Source organism: Duganella caerulea (assembly GCF_040362985.1).
GTDB classification, from domain to species: domain Bacteria; phylum Pseudomonadota; class Gammaproteobacteria; order Burkholderiales; family Burkholderiaceae_D; genus Rugamonas; species Rugamonas vulcania.
This window is the reverse complement of sequence record NZ_BPWJ01000004.1, coordinates 78694-98966: the sequence shown is the minus strand read 5'-3', so window position 1 is coordinate 98966 and position 20273 is coordinate 78694. Positions and strand designations below refer to the sequence as shown.

Below are 20273 nucleotides of genomic sequence, written 5' to 3'. Positions count from 1 at the left end.
CCATGACCATCGAAGTAATCAACATCAATAAACGCTTTGGCGATTTCGTCGCCCTCAACAATGTGTCGCTGGATTTTCCGCAGGGCGAGCTGACCGCGCTGCTGGGCCCGTCCGGCTGCGGCAAGACCACGCTGCTGCGCATCATCGCCGGCCTGGAGCATCCCGATTCGGGCCGCGTGCTGCTCGACGACCGCGACGCTTCGCACCGCCATGTGCGCGAGCGCCAGGTCGGCTTCGTGTTCCAGCACTATGCGCTGTTCAAGCACATGACGGTGTTCGAGAACGTCGCCTTCGGCCTGCGCGTCAAGCCGCGCGCCGAGCGGCCGTCGGAAGACCAGATCCGCCGCAAGGTCAAGGAACTGCTGGAGCTGGTGCAGCTGGACTGGCTGGCCGACCGCTATCCGCCGCAGCTGTCGGGCGGGCAGCGCCAGCGCATCGCGTTGGCGCGCGCGCTGGCGGTCGAGCCGCGCGTGCTGCTGCTGGACGAGCCGTTCGGCGCGCTCGACGCCAAGGTGCGCAAGGAACTGCGGCGCTGGCTGCGCCGCCTGCACGACGAGCTGCATGTGACGTCGATCTTCGTCACGCACGACCAGGAGGAGGCGCTGGAGGTGGCCGACCAGGTGGTGCTGATGAACAAGGGGAACGTCGAGCAGATCGGAGCGCCGGACCAGGTCTACAACCATCCGGCCTCGCCGTTCGTGTACGGCTTCCTCGGCAACGTGAACATGTTCCATGGCCGCGTGCAGGACGGCGTGCTGGCCAGCGGCGACGCTTCCTTCGCCGTGCCGGGCCAGCCGCAGGCCGACGGCAAGGGCACCGCCTATGTGCGTCCGCACGACCTGGAGATCGACCGCTACACGCCGGGCGCGGAAGGTATCGTGGTCAAGCTGCGTCGCGCGCACGCGATCGGCCCGCTGGCCCAGCTGGACCTGGAGCGCAGCGATACCGCCGAGCTGATCGAGGCGGTGATGTCGAATGAACGATACAGTCATCTGCAATTGAAGGAAGGCGAAACCCTGGTGGTGCGTCCCAAGCGCCTGCATGTCTTTGTCGACGCTGGAGTGGCGATATGAATTTCCAACAACTGCGGTCCATCCGCGAAGCGGCCCGCCGTGGCTACAACCTGACCGAAGTGGCGAATGCCCTGTTCACCTCGCAGCCCGGCGTCAGCCGCCAGATCCGCGAGCTGGAGGACGAGCTCGGCGTGGTGATTTTCGAACGCAACGGCAAGCGTCTGACCGGCATGACCGAGCCGGGCAAGGGCATCCTGAAGATCATCGAGCGGCTGCTGATCGAGGCGGAGAACCTGCAGCAGGCCAGCCTCGAATACACCGGCCAGCAGAGCGGCACGCTGAGCGTGGCGGCCACCCACACGCAGGCGCGCTATGCGCTGCCGAAAGTGGTGCAGGGCTTCCGCGCCGCCTATCCGGATGTGCGCATCGCCTTGCAGCAAAGCGCGCCCGAGCACATCGCCGAGTGGATCTTGTCCGGCAAGACCGACATCGGCATCGCCACCGAGGGCTTGTCGCAATTCCCGGACCTGGTGTCTTTCCCTTGCTACCGCTGGAGCCATTTGATCGTGGTGCCGGACGGCCACCCGCTGCTGGCGCGCTCGCCGATCCGGCTGGAGGACCTGGCCGAGTTCCCGTTGATCACCTACGACATCGGCTTCACCGGCCGCGGCCACATCGACGCCGCGTTCGAACGCGCCGGCGTCAAGCCCGACATCGTGCTGACGGCCATGGACTCGGACGTCATCAAGCAGTATGTGGCGTTGGGGCTGGGCGTCGGCATCGTGGCCTCGATGGCCTTCGACCACGGGCGCGACAAGGGCATGCGCGCGGTGGAGGCGTCGCACCTGTTCGCGCAGAACACCACGCGGCTGGCGGTGCGGCGCGGCGCCTACCTGCGCTCGTACGCCTACCACTTCATCCAGCAGTTCGCGCCGGAGCTGACCCGCGCCGACATCGACGCGGCCTTGAGCGGCGGGGAGTTGTCCTGAAACCGGGGCGGCGCGGACGCCGCCCTCGACCTTGATTACCAGCTGTAGCCGGCCTTGGCGTAGTAGTAGCGGCCGTTGAAGCCGTTCGGCGCGAAGCCGCTGTACGGATTGATGCCGTTGTTGTTGAGGTTGCCCGCCGACGTGACCTGGTCCGGATAACGGTTGGTCACGTTGTCGATGCCCGCGCTCAGGCGCCAGTTCTTGTTGAGCTTGACGCTGCCCGACAAGTCCAGCACCCATTGCGGATCGTAGACTTGATCCAGCGCAGGATTATTCTGCGGCACGGTGAAGCTGCCGTAGCGCGTCACCACGCCGCGCGCGCTCCAATCGCCCAGCGCCCAGTCGGTGGCCAGGCTGAACTTGTCCTTCGGCGAGCCGACCGTGATGCGGTTGATGGTCTGGCGGTCGATCAGCGTCAGGCCGTTGGCGGTCAGGATGGCCGGGTTGTCGTTGACGTGCTCCAGCGAGTTCTTGTTGTGGTTGTAGGCAGCGGTGAAGTCATAGCGGCCGGCCTTGGTATCCCAGCGGTAGGTGCTGACCACGTCGACGCCGGTGGTGCGGGTGTCGATGGCGTTGGTGAAGTAGCGGCCGGCGCCCACCAGGATGGACTGCTTGGCGAGCGCCGCCTGCAGCGCCGGCGACAAGGTCATGTTGGCCGACAGCGCGATGCGGTCGTCGATGTCGATGCGGTAGGCGTCGACCGTGGTGTTCCAGTTGCGGGTGGGCGCGAACTGCACGCCGAGGCTGTAGTTGCGGGCTTTCTCGGCCTTCAGCGGGGTCGCGCCCAAGGCCGACGCGGCCGCGCTGCCAACCGCGAAGGTGCCGGTCTCGATCGGCGTGTTCACGCCGTTCACCACCGAGAAGTTGGTGGTGGTGATGGTGTAGAACTGCTGCGCCAGCGACGGCGCGCGGAAGCCGGACGAAGCCGTGCCGCGCAGCGAGAAGTCCGGCGTGAACGCGTAGCGCGCCGAGCCCTTGGCCGAGGTGGTGCTGCCGAAATCGCTGTAGCGTTCGTGGCGCAGCGCGCCCGAGGCCGAGAACTTCTTGGTGATTTCCGCTTCCAGGTTGGCGTAGATCGATTCGTTGTGGCGGCTGTTGCTGCCGGCGTTGATCGGGCGGAAGCCGGAGAAGCCCTGGGCGCCGCTGCCGATGTAGGATGCCTCGTCGCCGGCGCCGATCTCGTATTTCTCATGCCGCGCCTCGACGCCCAGCGCCACCGTCAGCGGGCCGCTGAAGGCCGCCACCGGATATTCCTTGGCCACGTCGAAGTTGAACAGCTGTTGCGTGTTCTTCAGCTTGCCCGCGTAGAAGTGGGTCGGGCTGGCCGCGCCCAGCGTCTGGTTGACGGTGTGGTCCAGGTCCAGCTGGAACTCGTTGCTGCCGTAGTTCAGGCTGGCGTCCCAGCGCCATCCGCTTGCTTCGCCACGCAGGCCGGTGACCAGCGAGGCGTCGGTCGACTCGCTGTTCTCCAGCGGCAGGAAGCCTTCCGGATACAGCGGCGTGCGCTGCGCCGTACCGACCAGCGCGGTGCGCCAGGTGGCGGCGGCCGAGGTGTTGCGCTGGCCGTAGTTGGCGAAGGCGTACCAGTCGATGTCGTCGTTGACGCGGTACTGGCTGTTGACGAACACGGTGCGCGGACGGGTCTCGGGATCGCCGAAGCGCTGGTTGACCTTGCCGTAGCGCGGCTCGGCCGGATTGCGCAGGTCGGGACCGGCGCGGTTGGTCGGATCGCGGTCGGACGCCTCCAGCGCCACGCGCACCCAGCCCTGGTCGCCCAGGTTGAAGCCGGTCGAGCCGCGCACGGTGAGCGCCTTGCCGTCGCGCTTCTGGTACTCGCCCCAGCCCACTTCGGCCTCGCCGCCGGACGCGCCTTTTTTCAGGATGATGTTGATCACGCCGGCGATCGCGTCCGAGCCGTACTGGGCCGCCGCGCCATCGCGCAGCACCTCGATGTGGTCGATGGCAGCCAGCGGAATCGCGTTCAGGTCCACGGGCGCCGAGCCGCGGCCCTGGGTGCCGTTGACGTTGACCACCGCCGAGGTATGGCGGCGCTTGCCGTTGACCAGCACCAGTGTCTGGTCCGGCGACAGCCCGCGCAGTTGGGCCGGACGCACCGCGTCGCTGGCGTCGGCGCCGGACGGGCGCGGGAAGTTCATCGACGGCAGCAGACGGCCCAGCACGGTGGCCAGTTCGGTCGAGCCGCTGGCCTGCAGGTCTTTCGCGCCGATCACATCGACCGGCGATTCGGAATCGATGGTGCGGCGGTTCTTCGCATAGGTACCGGTCACGACCACGGACTGCAGTTCACCGTCGGCGACGGCTTGCTGGGCGAAGGCGGGAATGACAGTGGTGGCGATCAGGCTGCTGAGCAGGAGGGGGCGGGCAAGGGGACGGGCGATGCGGCGTGTGCTCATATGACGGTCTTTCTACGTTGACGATGAGGAAAGCTTACCAGTGCGCAAAGTTGCTGCCCACGAATGGTTACGTCTAATGATATGCAAGATTGGGATAACGTGCACGGGCCTGTTGTTTAAACGCCAGTTGGGGTCAAGTCTGACATTCGGACACGAGCTCTGCCGTAGGCGCGTGCCTACGGCAGAGCTCGTGTCCGAATGTCAGACTTGACCCCAGGGGTTTATTGGCCGGGATTGGGGATGGCGGCGTGGATGGCGTCGACCTGGGCCAGCACTTCGGGCGGCAGTTGCACGCTGTAGGCGTCGATGTTCTCCTTCAGCTGCGCCAGGTTGGTGGCGCCGATGATGGTCGAGGCCACGAACCAGCGCGAGTAGCACCACGCCAGCGCCAGCTGGGTCGGCGTGAGGCCGTTGGCGCGCGCGAGCTCGGCGTATTGCGCCACGGCGGACAACACCGCCGGACGCAGGTAGCGCGGGCTCCACGTCACCGGGAACAGCGTCAGCCGGCCCTTGGCTTTCGGATCGTCGTGGTACTTGGCGGTCAGCTGGCCGAACGCCAGCGGGCTGTAGGCCAGCAGGCTGACGTTCTCGCGGTAGCAGGTCTCGTCCAGCAGGCTGGTCTCGAAGTGGCGCGCGGTCAGGTTGTACAGGTTCTGGATGGTAGCGATGCGCGGCAGGCCGCCCATCTCGGATTGCTTGATGAACTCGTTCACGCCCCAGCACGATTCGTTGGACACGCCGATCGCGCCGATCTTGCCTTCCTTGATCAAGTCGCCCAGCGCGGCCAGGGTTTCCTCGATCGCCACGCAGGGACGCTCCAGCTTGGGATTGAAGGCGTTCGAGCCGAATATCGGCACATTGCGGCTGGGCCAGTGCAATTGGTATAAATCGATATGGTCGGTCTGCAGCCGCTGCAGGCTGGTCTCGACCGCCGCGCGCAGGTTGGCGGCGTCGAAGTTCTGCTGGCCGCCGCGCACCCAGCTGATGTGCGGGCTGGGCCCGGCCGCCTTGGTGGCCAGCACCACCTTGCCGCGCGCGCCGCTCTTCTTCAGCCAGGTGCCGATGTGGCGCTCGGTCATGCCCTGCGTTTCCGCGCGCGGCATCACCGGGTACATCTCGGCCGTGTCGATGAAGTTGATGCCGCGCTCGAGCGCGTAGTCCAGCTGGCTGTGCGCGTCGGCTTCGGTGTTCTGCTCGCCGAAGGTCATCGTGCCCAGGCAGATCTTGCTGACGCTGAGGTCGCTCGTTCCGAGTTGAGTCTGCTGCATGCCGTCTCCTTGGTTGCCGCTAGTTGCCGCGCAGGGCATCCGCGCAATCGCGCACCAGCGCCGGACCCGCGTAGATCAGGCCGCTGTACAGCTGCACCAGCTGCGCGCCGCATTCCATTTTGACCTTGGCATCCGCGCCGCGCAGGATGCCGCCGACGCCGATGATCGGCAGGGCGTCGCCCAGCTCGGCCTTGAGCAGGCGGATCACCGTGTTGGACAGCTCGAACACCGGCGCGCCCGACAAACCGCCCGCCTCGGCGCCATGCAGCATGCCGGTGACGGCGTCGCGGCTGAGCGTGGTGTTGGTGGCGATCACGCCGTCGATCTTGTGGCGCAGCAGCGCGTCGGCGATGTTCTTGACCTGGTCGCCGTCCATGTCCGGCGCGATCTTCAGCGCCAGCGGCACGTAGCGCTTGTGCTGGTCGGCCAGGCGCAGTTGCGCATCCTTCAGCGTGCCCAGCAGGCCGTCCAGTTCCGAGCCGCCTTGCAGCTGGCGCAGGTTCTTGGTGTTCGGCGACGAGATGTTGACCGTCACGTAGCTGGCGTAGGGATAGACTTTTTCCAGGCAGTGCAGGTAGTCGTCGGTGGCGCGTTCGATCGGCGTGTCGGCGTTCTTGCCGATGTTCAGGCCCAGCACGCCAGCCTTGTCCTGGTAGAAGCGCGACGATTGCACGTTGGCGACGAAGGCGTCGACGCCGCCGTTGTTGAAGCCCATGCGGTTGATGATGGCGTGCGCTTCCGGCAGGCGGAACATGCGCGGCTTGGGGTTGCCCGGCTGCGCGCGCGGCGTGACGGTGCCCACTTCGATCGAGCCGAAGCCCAGGTCGGCCAGCGCGTCGATGTAGGCGCCGTCCTTGTCCAGGCCGGCGGCCAGGCCGACCGGGTTTTTAAACGTAATGCCCATCACGGTGCGCGGGTCGGCCTTGGGCTGCTTGACCAGCTTGGTCAGGCCCAGGGCGGCGGCGCGCTTGAGTGCGGGAAGGGTGAAGTGGTGGGCGGCTTCGGCGTCCATGGAAAACAGCAGCGGACGGGCCAGCGAGTACAGGAATTTTTCGGACATGGGGAGCTCTTGTTGGTATTCCCCGTATTTTATCAGGCGTCCAGCACGCTCCACTCGCCGCGGATGCGCGCCTCCAGCGGCTTGAAGTTGGTTTTGTACGACATCTTCGGGCTTTCCTTGATCCAGTAGCCCAGGTAGACGTAGGGCAGCTTCAGTTCGCGCGCCTGGGCGATCTGCCACAGCACGTTGAAGGTGCCGTAGGACGCGCCCTCGACGTCCGGGTCGAAAAAGGTGTAGACCGACGACAGGCCGTCGGACAGCACGTCGATGATGCTGACCATGCGCAGCGTGCCGCCCGGCTCGCGGAACTCCACCAGCCGCGTGTTGACCCGGCTTTGCAGCAGGAATTGCGCGTACTGGTCGCGGCTGTCCTGGTCCATGCCGCCGCCGGCGTGGCGCTTGCTCTGGTAGCGCAGGTAGAGGTCGTAGTGCTCGTCCGAGAACGACAGCGTGGCGACGCCGGCGATCAGGTTGCCGTGCTTGACCCACGCGCGCCGCTGGCCGCGGCTGGGCGCGAACAGGTCGGCCACCACCCGCACCGGGATGCAGGCCTGGCAGCCGTCGCAATACGGGCGGTAGGTGAAGATGCCGCTGCGGCGGAAACCGTTCTTGACCAGCTCGGAATACACGTCGGCGTTGATCAGGTGCGAGGGCGTGGCCACCTGCGAGCGCGCCTGGCGCGCGTCCAGATAGCTGCAAGGGTAGGGCGCCGTCGTGTAAAACTGCAGCGTCGCGAAAGGCAGATCATTCAGGTGCGTCATGCGCGTCCTATCGAGAGCGGTGGTGTAAGCCTATGATAGCGCCAAGTTTCCGAAGGCGCTGGTCACCTTTAGCTTAACTGTCCGCAGCCAGCGGTGCAATGGGTTCCCACACAGTGATCTGAGGCAATTCAATAGTGTTGCGCAGATGCGCCAGGAATTGCGCGCGCGGAATCGGCGCCGCGCCCAGCGAGGCCAGGTGGCCGGTCTCCTGCTGGCAATCGATCATTTGCACGCCGTGCTGGCGCAGGAAGCGCACCAGGTAGGCCAGCGCGATCTTGGAACCGTCGGTGACGCGCGCGAACATCGATTCGCCGTAGAACATGTGGCCGATCGAGACGCCGTAGGCGCCGCCGACCAGCTGGCCGTCCAGCCACAGCTCGGCCGAGTGGGCGTAGCCCAGCTTGTGCAGGCCGGTGTAGCCGGCGATGATGTCTTCCGAGATCCACGTGCCGGGGCCGTCCCGGCGTGGCGCGGCGCAGGCCCGCATCACCTGTTCGAAGGCGCTGTCGAAGCGCACCTGCCAGCGGCCGCCGGCGGCCATCTCGCGCTCGACCTTGCGCAGGGTTTTCCTGAGGCTGTCCGAGATGCGGAACTGGTCGGTCATCAGCACCATGCGCGGGTCGGTGCTCCACCACAGGATGGGCTGGCCTTCGGAGAACCAGGGGAAGATGCCGTGCCGGTAGGCCATCAGCAAACGCTGCGGCGACAGGTCGGCGCCGGCCGCCAGCAGGCCGGGCGCATCGGTGGTCAGCGCCTCCGCCACATCGGGGAAGGGGCTGTCGGTTTCGAGCCAGGGGATCACGTTGTCGAGCTGTCTGAACGCATGTTGCGGATTATGTCCTGGGTGTGGAAGCCGTAGCTGCCGCCCTCACGGATTTTGACGCGGTCGGCGAAGAACAGTTCCAGCGTGGTGTGTATGGTGGGGAAGGCCAGGTCGTCCCACGGAATCTCCGCCTCGCTGAACAGTTGCACTTCCAGGCTTTCCTCGCCGGGGGAGAAGTCCAAGTCCAGCAGCGTGGCCAGGTAGAACATGTGGACCTGGTGCACGCGCGCCACGTTCAGTAGCGAGAACATCTGGCCCAGTTCGATGTTGGCGCCGGCTTCTTCCTGGGTTTCGCGGATGGCGCCTTCGGCCGTGGTTTCATTGTTCTCCATGAAGCCGGCCGGCAGCGTCCAGTAGCCGTGGCGCGGTTCGATCGCGCGCTTGCACAGCAACACCTTCAGTTCGCCATCGCGTTCCCATACGGGGATGGTGCCCAGAACCATTTTCGGGTTCTGGTAGTGGATGGTGGCGCAGTTGCCGCACACGTAGCGGGGGCGGTTGTCGCCGGCCGGGATCGCCAGGCTGACTGGGGCGGCGCATTCGGAACAAAATTTCATAGGGGATAGCTCAAGTCGGTGGATATGCTCACTTTGACTACTTTACACCGTTAGTCGCCTGTGCGGCATGCCCTATGCCTATAGGTAACAGCATTTATTCGGACTATCGCGACCGATGTCAGGATTAATATTGCCTAATGTAAGGATTTGCCCTATAATGACTACATCAGACGCGGGGTGGAGCAGTCTGGCAGCTCGTCGGGCTCATAACCCGAAGGTCACAGGTTCAAATCCTGTCCCCGCAACCAAATTCGAAAGCCGTTGATGCCATCAGGTATCAGCGGCTTTTTCATTTGCGCGACCTTTGAGCGGGATCAAGGCAAATCGACGACCGGAAAATCCTCTTTCCCTATAATCGACCTTCTTGTGGGGAGTTTTTTCATGCGAAAAATCAGACCTTCCGCGATTGTCGTGTTTCTTTCCATGCTGGCGCTGGTGTTGCTGCTGGCGGTGCTGAGCGCCTGGTGCGGCGTGGGCAATATTCCCGGCCTGGGCGATTTCCGGGGCGTGGCCGTCACCGCGGCGGCCGTGGTGCTGGTCTACCTGTACGGCATGCTGGTGTTCCGGATTTTCATGTGGGCGCTGCCTCTGCATGATGGCAATATCGAATTCGGCTCCAGGCAGGAGTTCATCTATCAGGTGTATGTGCTGTTCTACCTGATCCTGTTCAATTCGCTGATACGCGGCGGCATCATTCCGATTCCGATCATGCGGCTGATCTACCTCGGGCTGGGCGCCCGCCTTGGCGCCAACACCTACAGCTCGGGCATCATTTACGATCCCTCGTTTGTGACCATGGGCGCCAACAGCGTGGTGGGCGAGACGGCCTTGCTGGTGCCCCATGTGATCGAGGGCGATACCTTGGGACATTATTTCATCACGATAGGCGACCATGTCACGATAGGCGCCCATGCGGTCGTGCTGTCCGGTGTGACGATAGGCAATAACGCCATCGTGGCGGCCAATTCGCTGGTGGCCAAGGGCACGCGCATCGAGTCCGGCGAGATTTGGGGCGGCAGCCCGGCGCGCCGCCTGAAATAAGAAGGCCGGCGCCCCCAGCGCCGGCCTCCACCGATTACCGATCGCCAATCCCGGCCAGGGATCATTGCCGTTTTTCGCGGCGGCGGCCGAACGACCCCATGCCGAAGATGCCTGCCGCGACCAGCGCCAGCGTGGCCGGCTCGGGCACGGGCGTGAATTGCTGGGCTCCGTCGATGTTCAACACGAATTGCGAATCCGTGTTCGGACCGGTCGCAATGCCGTTGACCAGCAGCGGCCGCGTGAAGCCAGGCGAAGCGGGGCCGGGGAAGTTCAGCGTGGTGTCGAACCGGGTGCCGGCCAGGGCCGGGGAGACGTAGGTCGAGTTCGTCATCAGCACGGTGCCGGCCAACGTCGCCGAGCCCACACCGGTGGCGCCGGGAGTGCCGGACGTGCCGGTCGCTAAAAAGGTCGACAGTTCCGCATCCCAGGTGCCCGACAGCATGGCCACGCCATCGGTGAATCCCAGTCCGGTCGCTTGGTCGGCATCGGGCGAGTTATCGAAATATACCGTCCAGGTGCTGGTGGTGGAGGGGGTGAAGGTGAGGGCGACCGTGGAGCAGCCCGCATTGAGGCAGGTGGCCCGTTCGTGCAAGGTGGCGGTAGTCGTCAGCTCATAGGTGCCTACGGCGGGGCCCGGGGGCGCGACGCGCAGGTCCGGCGTCGCCGAGGTGCTGCCGATGGCTGCGGCGAAGGCCTGGTACGTCAGGGTGAAGTCGGCGAAGTCGCCGGTGTTGTTGGCGGGGCTTAGCGTGAATCCCTGAACCAGGCCCGCGCCGTTTTGATGCCAGTCGATCCCGGTGAAATTCTGGAGGACGCCGTCGCCGCCTGTGGCGGAGGGAGCGGCCGGCTCTCCGGGGTTGCCTGCAAACAGCACGTTGGCGGCGCTACGGGTGTCCAGCGTGGTCGCGTGGACTGCGCCGGCCGATAACAGCGCTCCCAGCAGAGCGCTTAGTGTGCCTAATTTTTTCATTTTGTTTCCTTCCTGATGAATGAAGAGTCGCTACGCAAGGGGCTTCGAAACTTTGCCAACCACCATGAAACCGGTCGGCTACCCTCTATTAAGCAAATGCCAAGCCATGTTTGAAGGAAGGTGTAAGTGATTGTTTTTAAGACGTATTTTTTAGGCGTTCCTGCCCAGCGAGGGCAGGGTGTAAAAATAGCCGACACTACATCGTGTCGAGTTTTGCCTTCACTTCGGCGCGTTTCGGGAAGTCCTTGCCGGAGGCCAGCAATTGTTCGAACTGGCGCCGCGCCGCGATGATATTGCCGGCCTTCATCAGGGTCAGGCCGAGGTGATAGCTGATGTCCGGCGTGTCGGGCGCGAGCGTGTTGGCCTTGCGCAGCAAGGGCAGGGCGCGGCCGGTGTCGCCTTGCTCGGACAGTATCCAGCCCAAGGTGTCGAGGACGGCGGGGCTGGTGCCGGCCAGCCGGTAAGCCTGTTCGGCGGTGGCCAGGGCGCGCTCGTCCTTTTCCTGCTGGTAGGCCCAGGCCAGGTTGTTGAGCGCCACGGCGTTTTTCGGGTCGAGCCGGACGATGGACTCGAACAAGCCGATCGCCGCCGGGTATCGCCCGGCCGACAGTTCGGCACTGGCCAGGTAGAGACGGACGCTGAGCTCGGCCGGGTGCTGCTGCAGCCACTGGGCGGCATGCAGGTTCGCCTCCTTGCTTTTGCCCGCCTTCAGCAGCGCCTGGTGGAGCTTGATCGCCAGCGGCGGTAGCTTGCTCATCTTGAACGCCTGCTCGTAGGCGCGCAGCGCTTCCTGCGGTTTCTGCCGCTCCATCCAGATATCGCCCTCCAGCGTCAGTCCGGCCGGCAGGTCGGGCCGCTGGCGCTGCACGGTCTGGGCCAGGGCCAGCGCGTCGGTGTAGTCTTTATTTTCCACCAGCAGGGTCGCGGCCAGGACCTGCGCTTCGAACCAGTCCGGCTTCAGGCGCAAGGCTTTCTTGGCCGAGTCGAGGGCGCCGGCCTTGTCTTTGAGCGTGGCCTGGACATAGGCGATGCGCAGCTGCACGGCGGCCGACGCCGGCTGCAATCCGGCCAGCTTGCCATAGTTTTCCAGCCCCGCCTCGTAGTTGCCGTTGGCAACCTGGATCTGCGCCAGCAGCGCCAGCGCGTCGGGGTCGGCTGGATGGCTGGTCACTAGCGACTGGGCCAGTTTCAGGGCCTTGTCCTTGGCGCCGGCACCTTGGTAAAGATTCGCCAGCAGCAAGGCCGGCGTCAGCGCGTCGGGATGTTCGGCGGTGGCGCGTTCCAGCCAGCGCATCGCTTCCGGGGCGTTGTTGCGCCGCAGGGCCAGGCGGGCCAGCGCCGTCATCAGGCCGACGTTGCGCTTGTCTTTGGCCAGCGCGGCTTCGTAACGCTGGCGCGCCTGTTCGGGTTTCTTTTCCGCCAGATCCATTTGCGCCAGGTTTTCAAGCGCCGGCAGGTAGGACGGATCCAGCGCCAGCGCCTGCTCGAAGCCGGCGCGTGCGCCAGCCAGGTCGTGTTTGGACAGGAGGATGCCGCCCTTCATGTTTTGTACCAGCGGATTTTTTCCGTCGTGCCGCTCCATCGCCGTGATCGCCGACAAGGCCTTGTCGTATTCCTGGTTGCGCAAATAGGTCATCGCCAGCAGGATGCCGGCGCGGCCGCTCTTGTCGTCCAGCGTGGTCGCCTGTTCCAGTTCGGCCACCGCGCGCGCCGATTCGCCCGCGCCCAGGCGGCTCAAGCCCAGCGAGGTGTGCAGGCTGGCCGTTTGCGGCGCCAGGTCGCTGGCCGCCTGGAAGTACTCGGCCGCCTTGGCGAAATGCCGGGCCTGCATCTGCGCTTGCCCCGCAAGGGCCAGCAATTCCACGTCCTTGCGGTTGGCCTCCAGCAGCGGGTCCAGCACGGCGAGCGCGTCGTCGGCCTTGCCGCTCCTCAAAAGCAGTCCGGCCAGGCGCTTGCTGGCGTAGATCTGGTGCGGATACGCGTTGAGGAATTTGCGGAAGGACAGTTCGGCCTCCAGATACGAGCCCATCGCCAGTTGCACCGAACCCATCAGGAGGACGCTGGGCATGTGATCCGGCATCGCGCGCAGGATCTGCTGCAGGGTGTCGCGCGCCGCCGGATATTTCGCTTCCTGAAAATCAAGCAGGGCTTGCGTGTAGAACACCTGCAGGCTGCCGGGCGCGTTCTTGCGGGCGGCGTCGATCTCGGCGCGGGCTTCGGCCAGCTTTTTGCCCTGGATCAGAAGGTTGGCGCTGTCGATGTGGGCTTGGGTATTGTTCGGTTGCAGCGTCAGGATTTTCTTGTACGTCAGCAGGGCTTCCGCTTCCTTGCCCTGCAGGCGCAGCAGGTCACCCTTGAAGCGCAGGCATTCGATGTTGTCCGGATGTTTGGCCAGGGCGCGTTCGATGCGTTCGGCGGCCAGGTCCAGGTGCTGCGACATTGCGGCGATTTTCGCCTGGCCCAGCTGGGCGTCGGCCAGGTCCGGTTCTTTCGCCAGCACTTCGTCGAATAGTTGCCGGGCTTGCTCCGTGTCGCCCAGGCCCAGATGCGCGTTGGCGCGCAAGACCAGCAGCGCGGGCTGGCGCGGACTGGCCGGGTCCGGTTTGATGTCGTCGAGCAGTTTCTGGAACTGGCCTTGCATCAGCATCACCTTGCCCAAGCGCGGCAGGATTTCCGCCGGCGCTATGCCCAGCGCCTTGGCCTTGCGCAGTTCCTTGTCGGCCGACGCGGCGTCGCCGGCGTCGATGTACACCTCGCCCAGCAGCAGGCGGGCGTTGGCGTTGTCGGGCGACTCTTGCAGGGCGTTTTTCAGTTCGATGATAGCCGACCTGATTTCGCCCCGCGCACGGTATTGGCGGGCCTGGGCCATCAGGGTGTCGGCATCGCGCGCGCTGTGGCAGGCGCCCAGCGTCAGCATCAACAGTATCGGGGCTACAAGTCGGGTCATGCTGGTCTCCTGGACGGTGGCACCTCCGCGATCTTAGGGCGCAATACCGGCGTTCGCCTTACGCTTGATCAAGCCAGCGTGGCGTAGGAGATCCTGATGTAGTCGAGCATGGCGGGTGTGATCCAGCTTCCGCTCAGCAGCGCGGGTTCCAGGTCGTGTGCGGTGCGGATCTTGGCCAGCGTGGCCAGGTTGCCGCCGATCTGCGACAGGAACAGTTCCATCCAGCGCCGCGCCAGCGCCTGCGCCGACGGCGCGTCGTGGGCGATGCGGTCTTCCAAATGCTGGTGCACGCCGGCGATCAGCGCCATCCATTCTTCCTGGTTCTTGCCGCTGTTGGCGCGCAGGGTGCGCAGTTCGTCCGCGTCCAGGTAGCGCGCGTAGATGGCCAGCCTGCGCTCGCCCATCGCCGCCGACACATAGTCCCTCAGCGCCGGCGTGATGCGGGTTTGCTGTTGCGCCTTGACCTCCCGCTCCAGCATGACGGTGATGCGGCGGGCGAATTCGGGATTGGCGGCGGTGTCGTGCTGCAGTGTCCGCATCCAGCGCTCCGACAGTTCGCCCGCGCGCGCGTCGTCCGGCGGCACGCCTTGCGCCATCAGGGCTTCCACCTCGGCCACCAGCGCGGCCCAGGCGGCGTTGCGGCGCGCGTCCTGTTGCCAGAAGGGCAGGCGCTTCAATTCTTCGCGGGTGAAATATTTGTCGTACAGGTCCATCATCTCCAGCGTCCGCAGCCAGTCGGACAGCTCGGGACTGTCGCCCCGGCCCAGCACCTGCTGCAGCCGCGTCAGCTGTTCGCGCAGCGTGGTCGCCTGCTCGATCTGCTTGCCCAGCGCGGCGATCTGCTGCGCGACGATGTCGGCGAACGGCGCGTCCGGGCTGGCCAGGAAGGTGGCGATGTCGGCCAGCGACATGCCGAAGCGCCGCAGCGTCTGGATGTGGTGCAGGCGCGCGACGTCGTCGCGGTTGTACAGGCGGTAGCCGGAGCCGGCGCGGCCCGACGGCTTCAGCAGGCCGATGCTGTCGTAGTGGTGCAGCGCGCGCACGGTCAGGCCGGCGCGCGCGGCCAGCTCGCCGATTTTCAACACATTGCTGTCGCGGGATTCTGTCATGGGCGGTAGTGTACGACAGGCCTCAAGCCAGCGCATCCTTGGGCAGCTTTAGCAGCAAGGCCAGCAGCGAGGCCAGCTCGGTGCGCATCTCGCGGCGGTCGACGATCATGTCGATGGCGCCGCGTTCGAGCAGGAATTCCGGCCGCTGGTAGCCGTCGGGCAGCGTCACGCCCAGCGTGCTCTTGATCACCCGCGCGCCGGTGAAGGCGATCAGCGCCTTCGGCTCGGCCAGCACCAGGTCGCCCAGGAAGCAGAACGAGGCCGAGATGCCGCCCGAGGTGGGGTCGGTCAGCACCGACACGAAGGGCAGCTTCTTTTCCGCCAGCTTGGCCAGCATGGCGGTGGTCTTGGCCATCTGCATCAGCGACATCAGGCCCTCCTGCATGCGCGCGCCGCCGCTGGCGGTGATGCAGATGAAGGGCACATGCTGGTCGATCGCCGCCTGCACGCCGCGCACGAAGCGCTCACCCACCACCGATCCCATCGAGCCGCCCATGAAGTCGAACTCAAAGCAGGCCACCACCACTGGCACCGACAGGATGGCGCCGCCGATCACGACCAGCGCGTCGGTCTCGCCGGTGGCCGCCATCGCCGCCTTCAGGCGATCGGGATAGCTCTTGCTGCCCTTGAATTTCAGCGTGTCGACCGGTAGCACTTCCTGGCCGATTTCATGCCGGCCGCCGGCGTCGAGCAAGGCGTCCAGGCGGGCGCGGGCGCGGATGCGCAGGTGGTGGGCGCATTTGGGGCAGACGTTGAGATTGGCTTCCAGGTCGGCGCGGTACAGCACCGCCTCGCAGGCCGGGCATTTGAGCCACAAGCCGGCCGGGATCGACTGCCGCTGCTCGGCGCCGCGCTTGATGCGCGGGATGAGTTTTTCCAGCCAGCTCACGGCGGTTGACTGCTGCATGGTGTTCTCCTTCACGATAATGCCGCAGATCGTAAAGCCTGACGTAGCGTCAGGCTCAAGCGAAAACAATGTTGACGGTGCGCTAACGGCCGTGTTGCGCGACTGTGCACCAATTAACACAACGGGCTTTGTCAAATTTGACTTAAGTCAAGGACCTGCGATTTACCACCGGCCGGCGCGCGGCATTGCTGGGCATACCCCAGTGCGAATGCTACTCTCAAGCAATTCTTACCACCCCGGTGCCTGTCATGGCTAGCAATCATTCCCGATTCATCGTTTTGGTCACCGCGACCTATGTCGTGCTCGGCACGGCCTGGGTGCTGTTGTCGGACCAGTTATTGTCCGCGCTTGCAGCGGACACCATCGTCTGGCTGTCCGGCGCCAAGGGCGTGTTCTTTGTGACGTGCAGCGCGGCCGGCTATGCGCTGGCGATGCGGGCGGTGTCGGCCAGCGCCGACCGCCGCCAGCCGTTGTTCGAGGTGGCGGCCCGGGGCTTGATGCCCGGCGCCGGCCGCCGCTATGGCTGGTGCCACTATCCGCTGGCGCTAGTGCTGGTCGGCGCGATGCTGATGATCCGCGTCAATCTGGTGGACGCCAGCGAGCCGCGTCCCTTGCTGCTCATGTTCATGCTGCCGATTATGATCAGCGCGCTGGTGGGCGGTCTGGGGCCGGGCCTGCTGGCGACGGTGTCGGCGGCGGTGGGTATCAAATTGCTGGTCCTGCACCCGTTGCACAGCCTGCGTTTCAATGACCACTATGACCTGATGCAATGGCTGCTGTTGATGGTCAACGGCGTGGTGGCCAGCATGCTGAGCGAATTCATGCGCAGCGCCCTGCGCAAGGGCGAGTCGGACCGCAAGCTGTTGAGCGGCATCGTCGGCGGCACCTCGGACGCAGTGTACGTCAAGGACCTGCAGGGCCGCTACCTGCTGGTCAATCCGGCGACGGTGGCATTTCTCGGCAAGCCGGCGGACCAGATCCTCGGCAACACCGACGAGCAGCTGTTTTCCGCGCAGTCGGCCGCCAGGGTACGGCAGCACGACCAGTCGGTGATGCGGACCGGCCGCACCCAGACCAGCGAGGAACACGTCACGCTGCCCGACGGACGCGAGGCGCTGTTCCAGTCCACCAAGGGGCCGCTGCTGGACCGCACCGGCCGCGCGTCCGGCATCTTCGGCATTTCGCGCGACGTCACCGAGCGCAAGCAGGCCGAGGAACGCATCGAACACCTGGCGCACTACGACGTGCTGACCGGCCTGCCCAACCGCGCGCACCTGGACGAGCGCGCGAGCCAGGCGATCCTGCAGGCGCAATGCGGCGGCCACAAGCTGGCGGTGATGTTCCTGGACCTGGACCGTTTCAAGGACATCAACGACAGCCTGGGGCACAGCATCGGCGACGCTCTGCTGGTCATGCTGGCGCGCCGCCTGCGCCTGACGCTGCGCGCCGACGATGTGGTGGCGCGGCTGGGCGGCGACGAATTCATCTTCCTGCTGCATGGCGACGACGCCGCCGCCCTGCCGCGGGTGGCGCAGAAAATCCTCGACATGGTGGCCGAGCCGTTCGCGATCGACCAGCATGAGCTGGCGGTCAGCGGCTCGATCGGCGTGGCGCTCTATCCGCAGGACGGCAAGGACCTGGAAGCGCTGGTGCGCTGCGCCGATGTCGCCATGTACCGGGCCAAGCAGAACGGCCGCAACGGCTACAGCTTCTTCACCAGCGACCTGGAGGACGAGGCGGTGCGGCGGCTGCAGATCATCAATGCGCTGCGGCACGCGCTGGAGAACCATGAACTGAGCGTGCACTACCAGCCGCAGTTCGACGCGCGCGACGGTGCCATCATCGGCGCCGAGGCGCTGCTGCGCTGGCAGCATCCGGCGCTGGGATCGGTGTCGCCGGCCGAGTTCATCCCGGCCGCCGAGGAGAGCGGCTTGATGCTGCCGATCGGCGAGTGGGTGCTGCGCCAGGCGGTGCGGCAGATGAAGACCTGGCTGGACCAGGGCATGGAGCCGTTCGTGATGGCGGTGAACCTGTCGGCCGCGCAGTTCCGCCATCCCGACCTGCCGCAGCTGGTCGGCAGCATCCTGATGCAGGAGCAGCTGGCGCCGGAATTCCTGGAGCTGGAGCTGACCGAGGGCGCGGCCATGCACGATCCTCCGGCCGCCATCGCCGTGATGGACCAGCTGCACGAGCGCGGCGTGCGCATGGCGATCGACGATTTCGGCATCGCCTACTCGTCGCTGAGCTATCTGAAGAAGTTCAAGATCTACAAGCTGAAGATCGACCAGTCCTTTGTGCACGACATCAGCACCGATCCGGAGGACCGCGCCATCGTGGCAGCCATCGTCAACCTGGCGCGCGGCCTGGGCCTGCGCACCATCGCCGAGGGAGTCGAGCACCCGGCGCAGCTGGAGTACCTGCGGGAGCATGGCTGCGACGAGATACAGGGCTTCTATTACAGCCGGCCGTTGACCGCCGCGCAGTTCGAGGCGTTCGTCGCGGAGCGGGAGGAGCGCTGCGTGGCTTAGGCTTGGGCGTCGCGTGGGTGCAGGCTGGCCCACAGGTGGGCGGCGGCCATGGTGCGGTGGGGACTGTAGCGGGCCAGGATTTGTTCGGTGCGCGCCATGTCCGGCTTGGCCTCCTCGCCCAGCAGATGCTGGAGCGCGGCACGCACCGCGACGTCGCCGTGCAGCGAGCAGTCGGCATGGCCGTAGCCGCGCAGCAGGCCGTAGTTGACGGTCCACGGGCCGATGCCCTTGACGGCCAGCAGCGCCGCCGACACCTGCTCGATGCTGTTGGACGGCGACAGTTCCAGCGCCAGTTCGCCGCTGGCGACCAGGCCGGCCAGGCGCAGCAGCGTCTCCGCTTTCGCGCGCGAGAATTTGCGGCTGGTCAGGTCGTCGAGTTCCAGCCTGGCCGCGTCGGCGGCGGTGGGGTAGCACCACAAGCCGCTGCTGTGCTGGCGGCCAGCCTGCAGGATGAAGGTGCGCCGCAGCGAGATCGCGAACGACAGGTTGATCTGCTGGCCGATGATGGCCCACGTCAGCGCCTCGAACACCGTGGCCGACTGCACGATGCGCAGGCCGGGCTGGGCGCGCGTCAGGGGGCCGAACAGCTTGTCCTTTGCCGCGAATTGGCTGAACGGTTCGGGATCGATGCGCAGGCCGAGGATGCTCAACGCCGCCTCGCGCACCCGCGCCTGCGCGGCGGCGGACAGCTTGCCGTCGGCATGCGCGGCGCAGCTGGCGCTGGTGGGCGCGGCGGGGTGGTCGGGCACGATCTCCAGCACCACCGGCACGCCGTCGATCAGCATGCCCTTGCGCAGGCGCTCCGGGGCCACTTCCTCGGCCACGCCTTCGGGATCGCGGCTGTGGAAGGCCAGCACGTCGTGCAGCCGGTAGTTGGCCGGCAGCGGCAGCGTGAAAGGCTTCATGCCGCCTTGGCTTTGTTCAGGAAGCCGAAGCTCGGGCGGAAGCCTGTCACCAGCGCGGTGCCGGTGATGACGATGGCGGCGCCGGCGAAGGTGTACCAGCCCACGCTCTCCTGAAGGAACATCACTCCCCACAGGATGCCGAACAGGGGGCTGAGGAAGGTCACCGTCAGCGCCGACGACGGGCCGACGTCCTGGATCAAACGGAAGTAGATCAGGTAGGCCACGCCGCTGCACAACACGCCCAGGGCCAGCACCGCGCCCATGATGCCGATGGTCGGCTCGCCCGGCGCCGGGAAGAAGGGCAGCGCGGGCAGCACCAGCAGGGTGGACGCCCACATCGAGCCGTGCGCGTTGGCGAACGGTTCGACCGTCTTGGCCTGCTTGGCGTAGTTGCTGGCGATGCCGTAGTTGAAGGAGGCGAACAGCACGGCCGCGATGGCGATGCCGGCGCCGGGCTTGGTGGTCACGTGGTCGAAGCCGACCAGCAGCGCCACGCCGCAGGCGCCCAGCGCCAGGCCGAGCATCACCTTGGCGCTGACCATCTGGCGGGTCCAGACGGCGCCGATCAAGGTGCCCCACAGCGGCGTGGTGGCGTTTAACACAGCCAGCAGGGAGGCCGACAGCGTGCGCGCGGCGAAGGCGAACATCAGGAACGGCAGCGCGGAGTTGAACAGGCCGAGGATCAGGTAGTGCTTCCAGTGCTGGCGCAGGTTCAGCGGCTTTTTCAGCGCCAGCGCCATCGCCGCCAGGAACAGGGAGGCGAACAGCACGCGGTATTCGATCAGCACGGCGGCGCCCAGCACCGGCGCGGCGATGCGCATGAACAGGAAGGAGCCGCCCCAGATGGCGGCGAGAAGTATGAGGCGGAACAGGTTGACAGTGCTCATGCGAAGTCCAGTGGTTGGATGGTGCGCTATTGTCCCGTGCCTGCGGGCGGCGGGCTAGCCGGTTCTTGCTATTGAATTGTCCGTTCTTGCGCTT

16 protein-coding genes and 1 tRNA gene are annotated in these 20273 nt (G+C 65.8%); 5 read left to right on the top strand and 12 right to left on the bottom strand.

Annotated features, from left to right (window positions below):
- The first annotated feature begins 2 nt into the window (after positions 1-2).
- On the top strand, positions 3-1073 hold the full coding sequence (locus ACUJB0_RS13255; RefSeq protein ID WP_161089356.1) for a sulfate/molybdate ABC transporter ATP-binding protein: 1071 nt from the start codon (positions 3-5) through the stop codon (positions 1071-1073).
- Entirely contained in the window at positions 1070-2002 is a 933-nt protein-coding gene (locus ACUJB0_RS13250; protein ID WP_444845628.1) for a CysB family HTH-type transcriptional regulator, read from the top strand. The genes ACUJB0_RS13255 and ACUJB0_RS13250 overlap by 4 nt, the downstream gene beginning before the upstream one ends.
- Positions 2003-2037: 35 nt before the next feature.
- On the opposite strand, the gene ACUJB0_RS13245 is transcribed toward ACUJB0_RS13250, so the two are convergent.
- The 6 genes from ACUJB0_RS13245 to ACUJB0_RS13220 all read right to left on the bottom strand — a co-directional run bounded on the left by ACUJB0_RS13245 (position 2038) and on the right by ACUJB0_RS13220 (position 8885).
- Positions 2038-4416, bottom strand: coding sequence for a TonB-dependent receptor plug domain-containing protein (locus tag ACUJB0_RS13245; protein WP_444845627.1), 2379 nt, complete (start codon positions 4414-4416; stop codon positions 2038-2040).
- Positions 4417-4637: 221 nt separating this feature from the next.
- Positions 4638-5684 (bottom strand): aldo/keto reductase, encoded by a 1047-nt coding sequence (locus tag ACUJB0_RS13240; RefSeq protein WP_444845626.1) that lies wholly within the window; start codon positions 5682-5684, stop codon positions 4638-4640.
- 19 nt (positions 5685-5703) lie between these two features.
- A complete protein-coding gene (locus tag ACUJB0_RS13235) occupies positions 5704-6744 on the bottom strand; it encodes a quinone-dependent dihydroorotate dehydrogenase (RefSeq protein WP_444845625.1) in 1041 nt (346 codons plus the stop codon).
- Positions 6745-6776: 32 nt separating this feature from the next.
- The gene (locus tag ACUJB0_RS13230) at positions 6777-7505 is read right to left on the bottom strand and encodes an arginyltransferase (RefSeq protein ID WP_444845624.1); all 729 of its coding nucleotides are present in this window, start codon (positions 7503-7505) and stop codon (positions 6777-6779) included.
- Positions 7506-7578: 73 nt separating this feature from the next.
- A complete protein-coding gene (gene aat, locus ACUJB0_RS13225) occupies positions 7579-8307 on the bottom strand; it encodes a leucyl/phenylalanyl-tRNA--protein transferase (protein WP_444845623.1) in 729 nt (242 codons plus the stop codon).
- Positions 8304-8885, bottom strand: a complete 582-nt coding sequence (locus ACUJB0_RS13220; RefSeq protein WP_444845622.1) for an NUDIX hydrolase — start codon at positions 8883-8885, stop codon at positions 8304-8306. The genes aat and ACUJB0_RS13220 overlap by 4 nt, the downstream gene beginning before the upstream one ends.
- Positions 8886-9056: 171 nt before the next feature.
- On the opposite strand from ACUJB0_RS13220, the gene ACUJB0_RS13215 reads away from it, so the two are divergent.
- Both ACUJB0_RS13215 and ACUJB0_RS13210 read left to right on the top strand, forming a co-directional pair.
- A tRNA-Met gene (locus ACUJB0_RS13215) sits at positions 9057-9133 on the top strand.
- 133 nt (positions 9134-9266) lie between these two features.
- A complete protein-coding gene (locus ACUJB0_RS13210) occupies positions 9267-9926 on the top strand; it encodes an acyltransferase (protein WP_444845621.1) in 660 nt (219 codons plus the stop codon).
- Between the two features lie 61 nt (positions 9927-9987).
- Here the strand turns inward: ACUJB0_RS13210 and pepA are convergent, their stop codons facing one another.
- From pepA to accD, 4 genes are all read right to left on the bottom strand, one after another.
- Positions 9988-10896, bottom strand: a complete 909-nt coding sequence (gene pepA / locus ACUJB0_RS13205; RefSeq protein WP_444845620.1) for a flocculation-associated PEP-CTERM protein PepA — start codon at positions 10894-10896, stop codon at positions 9988-9990.
- 196 nt (positions 10897-11092) lie between these two features.
- A complete protein-coding gene (gene prsT, locus ACUJB0_RS13200; RefSeq protein ID WP_444845619.1) occupies positions 11093-13843 on the bottom strand; it encodes an XrtA/PEP-CTERM system TPR-repeat protein PrsT in 2751 nt (916 codons plus the stop codon).
- 68 nt (positions 13844-13911) lie between these two features.
- Entirely contained in the window at positions 13912-14952 is a 1041-nt protein-coding gene (locus ACUJB0_RS13195; protein ID WP_444845618.1) for a MerR family transcriptional regulator, read from the bottom strand.
- A gap of 22 nt (positions 14953-14974) precedes the next feature.
- Positions 14975-15841: an acetyl-CoA carboxylase, carboxyltransferase subunit beta gene (gene accD, locus ACUJB0_RS13190; protein WP_444846051.1), complete on the bottom strand. Its 867-nt coding sequence runs from the start codon at positions 15839-15841 to the stop codon at positions 14975-14977.
- A 266-nt stretch (positions 15842-16107) separates the two neighbouring features.
- On the opposite strand from accD, the gene ACUJB0_RS13185 reads away from it, so the two are divergent.
- Entirely contained in the window at positions 16108-18387 is a 2280-nt protein-coding gene (locus ACUJB0_RS13185) for a putative bifunctional diguanylate cyclase/phosphodiesterase (RefSeq protein ID WP_444845617.1), read from the top strand.
- On the opposite strand, the gene ACUJB0_RS13180 is transcribed toward ACUJB0_RS13185, so the two are convergent.
- Both ACUJB0_RS13180 and ACUJB0_RS13175 read right to left on the bottom strand, forming a co-directional pair.
- Complete coding sequence (locus ACUJB0_RS13180; protein ID WP_444845616.1) at positions 18384-19292, bottom strand: DNA-3-methyladenine glycosylase family protein; 909 nt, start codon at positions 19290-19292, stop codon at positions 18384-18386. The genes ACUJB0_RS13185 and ACUJB0_RS13180 overlap by 4 nt on opposite strands.
- The gene (locus ACUJB0_RS13175; RefSeq protein WP_444845615.1) at positions 19289-20179 is read right to left on the bottom strand and encodes a DMT family transporter; all 891 of its coding nucleotides are present in this window, start codon (positions 20177-20179) and stop codon (positions 19289-19291) included. Before ACUJB0_RS13175 ends, ACUJB0_RS13180 begins: the two co-directional genes overlap by 4 nt.
- Between the last annotated feature and the right edge of the window lie 94 nt (positions 20180-20273).